Source organism: Burkholderia sp. HMSC10F09 (genome assembly GCF_001806955.1).
Lineage (GTDB): Bacteria > Pseudomonadota > Gammaproteobacteria > Burkholderiales > Burkholderiaceae > Burkholderia > Burkholderia multivorans.
In genome coordinates, this window is record NZ_KV786902.1 from 1 (window position 1) to 2,649 (window position 2,649).

At 68.6% G+C, this 2,649-nt stretch carries 3 protein-coding genes; 2 read left to right on the forward strand and 1 reads right to left on the reverse strand.

What is annotated here, in order from left to right; translation table 11 throughout:
* Window positions 1-82: 82 nt before the first annotated feature.
* Window positions 83-907: an outer membrane protein assembly factor BamD gene (locus HMPREF3115_RS25475; RefSeq protein WP_006399942.1), complete on the reverse strand. Its 825-nt coding sequence runs from the start codon at window positions 905-907 to the stop codon at window positions 83-85.
* A 41-nt stretch (window positions 908-948) separates the two neighbouring features.
* On the opposite strand from HMPREF3115_RS25475, the gene HMPREF3115_RS25480 reads away from it, so the two are divergent.
* Together HMPREF3115_RS25480 and HMPREF3115_RS25485 are read left to right on the forward strand one after the other, a co-directional pair.
* The gene (locus HMPREF3115_RS25480) at window positions 949-2,148 is read left to right on the forward strand and encodes an RluA family pseudouridine synthase (RefSeq protein ID WP_053297208.1); all 1,200 of its coding nucleotides are present in this window, start codon (window positions 949-951) and stop codon (window positions 2,146-2,148) included.
* A gap of 5 nt (window positions 2,149-2,153) precedes the next feature.
* On the forward strand, window positions 2,154-2,649 hold a 496-nt coding region (locus HMPREF3115_RS25485; protein WP_176748772.1), incomplete at its 3' end, for a purine nucleoside phosphorylase YfiH/LACC1 family protein.

The window sequence follows — 2,649 nt, forward strand, 5'->3', positions numbered from 1 at the left end:
GAAAGAACCTTAACTGAACGGCATTACGCCTTTTGGCGGGGTTTTTCTATGGCTGCCGCGTTCGCGCGGCATGCGGCATCGCTCAGAACTGCCACCACGACTTCTTCGTGCCGGGACGCGCGCGGCCCGTGATGTAGGGGCTGTCCGGGAACGTGCCCGCGAGCACGCGCTTCGTGTCTTCGGCGAGCTGCGGCTGATTCAGCTTTTGGTACGACAGGACCATGATGTGCAGCGCGTCCTCGATGGCCGGCGCGCCCTTGTAGTCCTTGATCGCGAGCTGTGCGCGGTTGATGGCCGCGACATACGCGCCGCGCCGGTAGTAGTAGTCGGCCGCATGCACTTCGTGCGACGCGAGCGCGTTCACGATGTAGCGCATCCGTGCCGCTGCGTCGGGCGCGTATTTGCTCTTCGGATAGCGATCGACGACGACCTTGAACGCGTCGTAGGACTCGCGCAGCGCCTGCGGGTCGCGCTCGCTCATGTCCTGCCCGGAGAAGCGGCCGAACAGCCCGAGATCGTCGTTGAAGTGGATCATCCCTTTCAGGTAGTACGCGTAGGCGATGTCGGGATGATCGGGGTGGAGCTGGATGAAGCGGTCGACGGCCTGATCGGCGGCGGCCGGTTCGTTGTCCTTCCAGTTGCAGTACGCGACGTTGATCTGCGCCTGCTGCGCGAAATGGCCGAACGGATCGCGACCTTGCAGCGCCTCGAAATATTTCGCGCACTTGCCCCAGTCGCCGCCGGACAGGGCGTCCTGGGCCTCTGAGTATAATTTGTTGTTCGACCAGGTAGCCGTCTCGTCCTGCTTCTGCGGCAAGCCGTGGCAGCCGGCGATGAGGGCCGCGGCCGCTACCGCCGCAGCCCGGGCGGCGACGGTTTTAGCCGTGCGTTTGGTCGAATTCGTCATGCTCGCATGTCCTAGCTTCAAGTCTCGGTGACCCAGTCTAAATGACCCGTTCAAGTTCGCAGAATGCCCGCTCGGGCACGTCAAATCGCGAAGATTATAGCCCAAGCGATCGGCCCGCCGACGCTGCCCTCGGGGATTCCCTCGACGACGATCTGATCGGCGACGCGTTGCAGCCGCCTGTTGCGCCGTCCGGCGGCGGCGACGATGCGCCGCGCGTCGTCGAAGTGCCCGCGTCGCTCGCGGGCGAGCGTCTCGACAAGGCGCTTGCCCAGTTGTTTCCCGAATTCTCGCGCAGCCGGCTGCAGAGCTGGATCGATGCGCAGCGTGTGCGCGTCGACGGCGCGCCGGCGAAGATCCGCCAGCCGGTGCCGCTCGGCGCGACGATCGAGCTCGTGCCCGATCTGCTGCCCGAACAGCTTGCGTTCACACCCGAGCCGGTGCCGCTCGACATCGTCTACGAAGACGACGCGCTCGTCGTCATCAACAAGCCGGCCGGGCTCGTGGTGCATCCCGCGGCCGGCAACTGGAGCGGCACGATCCTGAACGGGCTGCTGCATCGCTACGGCGACGCCGCGGCCGGCCTGCCGCGCGCGGGCATCGTGCATCGGCTCGACAAGGAGACGTCCGGCCTGATGGTGGTCGCGCGCACGCTGGCCGCGCAGACCGATCTCGTGCGCCAGCTGCAGGCGCGCACGGTCAAGCGCCGCTATTTCGCGCTCGTGTGGGGCGCGATGCCCGACGAAGGGACGATCGACGCGCCGATCGGGCGCGATCCGCGCGAACGCACGCGCATGGCCGTCGTCACCGGCGCGTCGGGCAAGCCGGCGCGCACGCATTTCCGCACGGTTGACACATGCCTGTGGCAACGTCAGCCGGTGTCGGCGATCCAGTGCGATCTCGAAACGGGCCGCACGCACCAGATCCGCGTGCATTGTTCGCATGTCGGGCATCCGCTGCTCGGCGATCCGGTGTACGGACGTGCGCGCGGCAAGCGCTCGGTCGCGCCGCTGCCGGGCGGCTTCGCGCGGCAGGCGCTGCACGCGTGGCGGCTCGGGCTCGTGCATCCGGTCACGGGCAGTGCGATGCAGTGGCGCTGTACGCTGCCCGACGACATGACCGCGCTCGTCGAGGCGCTCGGTTTCGGGCAGAACGACGAGGAATTCGACGACGACGGCATCGACGACGATTTCGGCGGCGATTACCACGACGAAGCGTCGTATCCGGACGACGAGAGGGAGTAAAGCCGATGACGAACCCCACGCCGCTGAGCTGGCGGGACTGCGTGCTGCCGGACTGGCAGGTGTCGCCGCGCGTGCGCGCGTTGATCACGACGCGCGACGGCGGCGTCAGCGAAGGGCCGTACGGCCGCTGGCAGGACGGTGCCGCGCTGCCGGGCGGCATGAATCTCGGCTTGCATACCGGCGACGATCCCGCGCATGTCGCGCAGAACCGCGCGCGACTGCTCGCGCTGACCGGGCAGCCGCGCGCCGCGTGGCTCGAGCAGGTGCACGGCGCGCAGATCGTGCGCGCGGACGAAGTGATCGCGTCGGCCGGCGACGGCGCGACGCCGGTGCAGGCCGACGCGAGCGTCACCGATCGCGCGGGCGCCGTGTGCGTCGTGATGGTGGCCGACTGCCTGCCCGTGTTGCTGTGCGACGCGCACGGCCGCGCGGTGGGCGCCGCCCATGCGGGCTGGCGCGGGCTCGCGGCCGGCATCGTCGAACGGACGGCCGCGCGCGTCG